Source organism: Nonomuraea maheshkhaliensis (assembly GCF_039529435.1).
In the GTDB taxonomy this organism is placed as follows: domain Bacteria; phylum Actinomycetota; class Actinomycetes; order Streptosporangiales; family Streptosporangiaceae; genus Nonomuraea; species Nonomuraea maheshkhaliensis.
This window is the reverse complement of record NZ_BAAAMU010000040.1, coordinates 75,548-82,642: the sequence shown is the minus strand read 5'-3', so window position 1 is coordinate 82,642 and position 7,095 is coordinate 75,548. Positions and strand designations below refer to the sequence as shown.

The following is a 7,095-nucleotide window of genomic DNA, read 5'->3' as shown; positions in this document are numbered from 1 at the left end:
CGACACGCTCGTCCTGCTGTTCCTGTGCTGCCATCCGACGCTGTCACCGACCTCGCAGATCGCGCTCACGCTGCGCGCGGTCGGCGGGCTGAGCACCGCGGAGATCGCCCGCGCGTTCCTGGTGCCCGAGGGCACGATGACGCGCCGCATCACGCGGGCCAAGCAGTCGGTCAGGGACAGCGGCCTGCCGTTCCGCCTGCCGCGCCCGGACGAGCGCGCGGAACGGCTGGCGGCGGTGCTGCACGTGCTCTATCTGATCTTCACCGAGGGGTATGCCGGCACGTCGGGGCCCGACCTGCAGCGCGCCGAGCCGGCGGCGGAGGCGATCAGGCTGGCCCGCATGGTGCACCGGCTGCTGCCCGACGACGGTGAGGTGGCCGGGCTGCTCGCCCTGATGCTGCTCACCGACGCCCGCCGCCCGGCGCGGACGGCTCCCGACGGGGCGCTGATCCCGATGGCCGAGCAGGATCGCAGCCGGTGGAACGCGGACTTCATCGCCGAGGGCGTCGCCCTGGTCACCGCCGCACTGCCGCGCGGGCGGCCGGGACCGTACCAGTTGCAGGCGGCCATCGCGGCCCTGCACGACGAGGCGCCCACGGCGGAGGAGACCGACTGGCCGCAGATCGCGGCGCTGTACGAGCTGCTGCTGCGCCTCTCGGACAACCCCATCGTGGCGCTCAACCAGGCCGTGGCCGTGGCCATGGCCAAGGGCCCCGAGGCCGGCCTCGATCTGCTCGAACGCCTCCGCGACGACGACCGGGTGTCCGGCGACCACCGGCTGAGCGCCGTGCGCGGGCACCTGCTGGAGATGTCGGGGGACCTGGCGGGGGCGCGGCGGGCGTACGAGGAGGCGGCGGGACGCGCCATGAGCCTGCCCCAGCAGCGCTATCTGCGTGCCAGAGCGGCCCGGCTGTTGACGGAGTGAGTACTCACTCCGTAGGGTGAGGCGCATGACGGATGCGACGAGCCGGCGGCGAGCGCCGGCGATGAGCCCGGAGCTGCGCCGCGAGATGATCGTCCGCGCCGCTCTGCCCCTGGTGGTCGAATACGGCACGTCCGTGACCACCGCCCAGGTCGCCCGCGCCGCGGGCATCGGCGAAGGCACGATCTTCCGCGCCTTCGGCGACAAGGACGCGCTGCTGGCCGCGTGCATGGCCGAGGCGGCCCGGCCGGACGACACGCTCGCTCACGTGGGGGCGATCTCGCTGGAGCTGCCGCTGGCCGAGCGGCTGATCGAGGCGTCGGAGGCGCTGCGCGGCTATCTGTCGCGGATGGGCGCGGTGGCCGGCGCCCTCGCGGCCTCGGGCGGCCTGCGCCGCGAGCCCCCCTCGGACGGCTCGTCAGAAGGTACGGCCGAAAGCAGGAGGCGCGCTCTGAACGGGCGGGAGGCCTCGATGGCGGCCACCCGCGAGGTCCTGGCGGGCCTGTTCGAGCCCGAGCGCGACCGGCTCAGGCTGGACCCCGAACGGCTCGCCGAGGCGTTCCAGTTCATGACCATGGCCTCGGGGCGCGGCGTCACCCCGCTCACCTCGGCCGAATTGGTGGAGTTGTTCCTGCACGGCGCCTACGCCGGCGGCAGCGCCGACAATTGATCGGCGTGGACGGGGAATGCCCGGGCCCCGGGTGTGGTTACATGAATCGTGGCCGGTGTGCCCAGTGTCCCCGGGCCTCACCTATTGCCTTCGCGGACTACCGTTCGGCTGGAGCCGCGTTGTGCCTTTCGCCGAGAGGCGACACGCACACCGGTACGCACTCGGGGGCCCCCCCCCCCCCCGGGGGGGGGGGGGCTCACGTGTGTCAGGTCTTCCCCCAGTACGGGTCCGTGACGCCGCCGGGGGAGGCCAGCGCCTCCGCGTCGATCCCGGTCAGCCTGGCCCCCGCCTGGTAGGCGCTGTCGAGGAACTCCAGCACCGCGCCCACGGGGTCCTCCATGGCCCTCACATCGTCGTAACGCAGCACGGCCAGATGGCTGCCCCGCGCCGCGACCCACTCGGCCTGCCCGGGACGCAGCGGCTCCCGTTCCAGGCCCTCGGGTTCCGGGGCGGTGTAGGAGTAGAACGCCGGCCACGGCCGTTCCTTGTCGCCGAACCAGAACCCCGAGCTGATCACCTCCCAGCTGTACGCCTCCCGCGTGACGGGATCGGCCTGCGGCGAGACCTTGACCACGCGCCCGGTGAACCGGGTGACCGCGATGTCGAAGGTGTGCCAGAAGTGGTGCACCGGGCTCGTCTTGCCGGCGAAGTCGGCCGCGAAGCGGTCGAGGAGCTGCACGACCTGCGACAGGATCCGCCAGTAGCGGTTGAGCAGGACGGGGTCGTAGCGCGCGTGCAGGGTGTCCTCGGGGAACGGCGTGTCGTCGCCCAGGTCGAATGGCACCGCCCAGATCTCGGGCCGGATCCCCAGCCCGGCCAGGGTCTCGAAGAGCCGGTCGTGGAACGAGGCCACCGACCTGCCGATCAGGCTGAACTCGGCGCTGCGCCCGTCGAAGACGTCCACCACCAGCCGGTGGCGGACGAGGTCGAAATCGATGCAGAACAGCGGCTGCTCGCCCAGCCCGCCCATCGGGCGCGTGGTGAGCCCGCGCCCGGTCGGGTGGAACGGGACCTGCCACCAGTGGTTGCGCCGGTTGCTCGACGCGAGCCGGATCTTCCCTACGATCTGCGCGAATCGGTGAAAGGTCTCTTTGGCCTCTGTCCACTCCGCGAGCGGCATGGCCGGGAACAGCTCCATGACGGCCCCCTCCGACTAGAGCATTTCCCCACAATCGTAACTACCCTCAGTATTCGCTCAACTCCCAGGGGTCGTGAGCGGAGAAGACCTCGACCCCGTGGTCGTGCTTGAGCGAGCGCAGCACCGCCTGGCTCGACATCCTGCGCTCCTCGTCCACCTGGGCGCTCAGCTGCACGATGTCCAGCAGCGGATGGGAGCGCGGCGCCCGCTCCAGCTCGCCGCTGTAGAAGTAGGCGTCGCCCGCGTGCAGCAGCCAGCGCTCGCCGTCCCTGACCGCCACGCCGGCGTGGCCCCTGGTGTGCCCGTCGAGCGGCACCAGCAGGAAGTCCTCCTCGGGCAGGCCCGCCAGCGGCCGCACGCCGTCCACGCCCAGCCACCGGGTGCCCGAGTCGGGATAGGTCTCCCAGCGGGGGCCGTGCGCCCAGTGGGAGGGCCGGTAGCGGCGGTTGGGCGCCTGGGCCAGCGCGTCCTTCAGCTCGGCCTCCGTGACGTGCACCCTGGCCTGGGGGAAGTCGGGCAGGCCGCCGCTGTGGTCCACGTCGAGGTGGGTGAGCACGATGTGGCGTACGTCGGAGGGGTCGTGTCCGAGCGCCGCCACCTGGCGTACGGCCGTCTCCTCCGGGACCAGCGCCGGCTCGACCAGCTCCCGCCACTCGCGGTCGAGGCTCTCGCCTGGCTCGGCCACGTCGTGCAGGCCCAGCCCGGCCTCCACCAGCACGAGGCCGGCGGCAGGGGTCTCGACGAGCAACGCGTGGCACACCGCCGGCGCTGAGGGCCGGCCGTCGGCGGAGTCGATCTCGCGCATGGAGCCGAGGTTCAGATGGTGGATTCGCATGGCGAATAGACTGCGACTTGAACCGCGGTTCAAGTCAAGGGGAGTGCCAGGGTCGTGGACGACGGACTGATCGACATCGGCGAGGTGGCGCAGCGGAGCGGGCTGGCCGCGTCCGCGCTGCGGTTCTACGAGCGCAAGGGGCTCATCCAGGCCGAGGGGCGCAACGGGCTGCGCCGCGCGTACCGGCCGGAGACGCTTGAGCGCCTGGCGCTGATCACCTGTGCCCGCGACGCGGGGTTCACGCTCACCGAGATCGCCGCCTTCCTGCGCGCGCGGCCGTCCGACGCGGTGCTGCGCGAGCAGCTGGCGGCCAGGGAGCGGGCGGTGACCGGGCGGATCGCGCAGCTCACCCGGCTGCGCGACGGCCTGCGCCACGCGGCCGTCTGCGAGCACGACCCGCTGGTCGACTGCCCCGACTTCAAGCAGGCCCTCGGACGAGTGCCGCGCGGGTGAGGGCCCGTGGCCCGAGCCTGGTCGAGAGCCCGAGCCACCGGGGTTCGTACGTACGCTGTCAGGCGGAGCTGACGTACTTCCTGGGCCGCAGAGCATGGGCCCGGAGCGCCGCCAGGGCCGTGAGCTGACCGGGCCGGTCCATCCGCACCGCCAGCTCGTCACTGAAGGCCAGCCCCAGCGCCGTGAGCTGCGCCACCAGATCGGTCACCGGCCGGGCCACGTCCTCCAGGCTCGTCGCCGGATGCCAGCCCTCGCCGCCCACCACCTCGGCCACCCGCTCGCGCAACTGTCCCGGCGACATCAGCGTGCCGTCGGCCAGCAGCATGAGCGCGGCCTCCCTGGCCGACACCTCGAACTCGTGCTCACCCCTGGCCAGCAGCAGCCTGGTGACCGCCTTCCACATGGCCGACTTCGACTTCAGCAGCCGCATGCCGTACTCGGTGATGGCGAGCCTGGCGCCGTCGCGCCTGATCGCGCCGAGCTCCCGCTCGGCCAGGTCGCGCAGCCGTAGCGCCTCGGGCGACGGCGCCAGCCGCAGCGGCAGGCTCTCACCCGAGGCCGCCAGCGTCAGCAGCCCGTGCAGCGCGGGGAGGGGTTGCGGGGACACGGGCGCGTGCAGTCGCACCTCGAACGGCTGCGCCAGCTCCCGCCTGGCCGGGCCGCGGCCGAGCACCCAGCGGTTGAGGCGCTCGCCGTGCACCCGGTTGAGCCAGCTGTCGCCACCCAGGTCGGTGCGGGGCTCGGTGAGCCAGCGCCGGGTCAGGGCGGTGCGGTCGGTGCTGTCGCCGGCCACGATGGCCAGTTCGAGGGCGGCGGAGCAGGCGAGGTGGGCGCCCAGCTCCTCCGGCCCCATGATCATGCTCCACTGCAGCTCGGGCACGTCGGGCGGGAGCACGCCCGTGGCCTCCAGCGCCTGCTGGTAGGCGCTGGTCCCCGCGTCCTCGCCCTCACGGGCGTAGGTGCGCAGGATCTGCAGGGTCGTCGGGGAGACGCACAGAGCGGCGTACCGCTCCATGCCGCCGAGCTGGAGCAGCCGCCCCAGCGAATGGGCCAGGCGCTCCTGGTCCGCGCCCGTCATCTGCGGGCCGACCTTGAGCGGCAACGTGTACCAGAGGAACTCGCAGACGTCGAGCTGGGTCACCGACTCGAGCGGCTCGCCACCCGTCAACCATTCGACGGCGGTCCTGGCCTCCTCGGCCAGATCCGGCTGAGATCGCTCCAACTCGGCGAGAAGGGCGGTGACATCCGGTGCACTCATGCCTCGAAGTTTGCCGTATCGACCCCGGACCTGACGATGACCGAAACCGGTGCGTATTGGGTCTTGCACAGCGACTACCTAAGAAACCCCTATTGAGCCGACTGTAACGTGATCATATCCACCCTTTTTCAAACAACATGCGGGCCTTCCAGTCCAGGTACGGGATCAGTTCGGCGGACAGGACGGGATGCAGCCACCAGAAGTTGATCAGGGCGAGCAGGGCGAACGCGCCGACGGCCGCCGCCCCGGCGGTGCGCCGCAGCGGCACCACGCCCTTGACCGTGGGCTTGGACGTCCCGATCAGCAGCCCGGCGCACAACGTGATCGCCAGCACCATGAACGGCACCATGGGGATGGCGTAGAACAGGAACATCGTGCGGTTGTCGGCGATGGCGAAGTAGAACCACGGCAGCCAGCCCATCGCGTACGCCAGCAGCACGGCCCCCGCCCGCCAGTCGCGGGAGGAGAAGTACCAGGCGATCAGGGCCACGAGCGCGGCCACCGCGCCGAACCAGATCACCGGCGTGCCCACGCCGAGCACCGCCTCGGAGCAGTCTTTCACGCCGGGGCCGCAGACGTTCTGCCTGCCCTCGTAGTAGAAGGCGACGGGCCGCAGCAGCAGCGGCCACTGCCACGGCTCGGACATGTACGGATGAGACGTCTCAAGCCCGCTGTGGAAGGTGAAGACCTGCCACTGGTAGTGGACCCACGACCGCATCGAGTCGAACAGGAAGAACAGCGGGTTGCCCGCCGAGGTGGCCTGGTCCCAGTTGCGGCCGTAGCCGGTCGCGTTGACGAACCAGCCCGCCCAGGTCGCCATGTAGGTCACGAACGGCACCACGACGAACGCCAGGGCGCCCTGCGGCACGTCCTTGTTGAGCGCCCCCACGTAGGGCTTGCGCAGCCCGACCGCGCGGCGGGCGCCGAAGTCCCACAGCACCGACATGATCGCGAACGCCACCGCGAACGCCAGCCCCGACCACTTGACCGACATCGCGAAGGCCAGGCAGACCCCGGCCCCGACGCGCCACCACCTGATGCCGAGCGACGGGCCCAGCGTGGACATCGCGGTGCCGATCGGCGAGACCGGCGAGCGCTCGTACCAGGAGACGAGTTTCTCGCGCGCCTGGTCACGGTCGACCACCAGACAGGCGAACGCGGCCAGGACCCAGAACATCAGGAAGATGTCCAGCAGCGCGGTGCGGGAGAGCACGTAGTGCAGGCCGTCGAGCGCGAGCAGCAGGCCCGCGAAGCAGCCGAGCAGGGTCGAGCGGGTCATCCTGCGCGCGACCCTGGCGATGACGAGGATGGACAGCGTGCCGATCACGGCCGCGGCGAAGCGCCAGCCGAACGGGTTGAGCCCGAAGAGCCACTCGCCCACGCCGATCATCCACTTGCCCAGCGGCGGGTGCACGACGTAGGAGGCGCACTTGTCCAGCTCCGCCGGCGAGCACGCCTGCCAGACGTCGGTGTTGCCGGCCATGATCGCCTTGTCGGCGTCCTTGATGGTGACCTTCTCCACGCCGTGCGTGATCAGCGAGAAGGCGTCCTTCATGTAGTACGTCTCGTCGAACACCACGGCCTTCGGATGGCCGAGCTGAAGGAAACGCAGGACACCGCCGAAGACCATGACGAGCAGCGGCCCGATCCACCCCCACAGCACGCTGCCGCGCATGGGGGGAAGGACCCGATCGCGTACGGACCGAGTCGCGGGCTGGCTGTCGCCGGCCTCCGGGCTCTCGTAGGCCTGGTACGGGGAATCGGTCACCGCCATTCGGACATCGTACGGGCCCCAGAGCGGTGGTTACCCAAGAAACAC

Annotated in this window: 7 protein-coding genes; 3 read left to right on the top strand and 4 right to left on the bottom strand. The window is 71.3% G+C overall.

Annotated elements, in window-relative coordinates:
• Both ABFX54_RS26140 and ABFX54_RS26135 read left to right on the top strand, forming a co-directional pair.
• Positions 1-925: RNA polymerase sigma factor (locus ABFX54_RS26140; RefSeq protein WP_346108923.1), on the top strand; the 925-nt coding region annotated here is incomplete at its 5' end.
• Positions 926-950: 25 nt separating this feature from the next.
• Positions 951-1,592, top strand: coding sequence for a TetR/AcrR family transcriptional regulator (locus ABFX54_RS26135; RefSeq protein WP_346108921.1), 642 nt, complete (start codon positions 951-953; stop codon positions 1,590-1,592).
• A 205-nt stretch (positions 1,593-1,797) separates the two neighbouring features.
• Here the strand turns inward: ABFX54_RS26135 and ABFX54_RS26130 are convergent, their stop codons facing one another.
• Positions 1,798-2,730 (bottom strand): DUF5996 family protein, encoded by a 933-nt coding sequence (locus tag ABFX54_RS26130; protein ID WP_346108919.1) that lies wholly within the window; start codon positions 2,728-2,730, stop codon positions 1,798-1,800.
• Positions 2,731-2,776: 46 nt separating this feature from the next.
• Positions 2,777-3,565: an MBL fold metallo-hydrolase gene (locus ABFX54_RS26125; RefSeq protein ID WP_346108917.1), complete on the bottom strand. Its 789-nt coding sequence runs from the start codon at positions 3,563-3,565 to the stop codon at positions 2,777-2,779.
• 54 nt (positions 3,566-3,619) lie between these two features.
• On the opposite strand from ABFX54_RS26125, the gene ABFX54_RS26120 reads away from it, so the two are divergent.
• Positions 3,620-4,018, top strand: a complete 399-nt coding sequence (locus ABFX54_RS26120) for a MerR family transcriptional regulator (protein WP_346108915.1) — start codon at positions 3,620-3,622, stop codon at positions 4,016-4,018.
• Positions 4,019-4,076: 58 nt separating this feature from the next.
• Here ABFX54_RS26120 and ABFX54_RS26115 read toward each other — a convergent pair whose 3' ends face one another.
• Together ABFX54_RS26115 and ABFX54_RS26110 are read right to left on the bottom strand one after the other, a co-directional pair.
• Positions 4,077-5,276, bottom strand: coding sequence for a hypothetical protein (locus tag ABFX54_RS26115; RefSeq protein WP_346108913.1), 1,200 nt, complete (start codon positions 5,274-5,276; stop codon positions 4,077-4,079).
• Between the two features lie 112 nt (positions 5,277-5,388).
• On the bottom strand, positions 5,389-7,050 hold the full coding sequence (locus tag ABFX54_RS26110; protein WP_346108911.1) for a dolichyl-phosphate-mannose--protein mannosyltransferase: 1,662 nt from the start codon (positions 7,048-7,050) through the stop codon (positions 5,389-5,391).
• Positions 7,051-7,095: the final 45 nt, after the last annotated feature.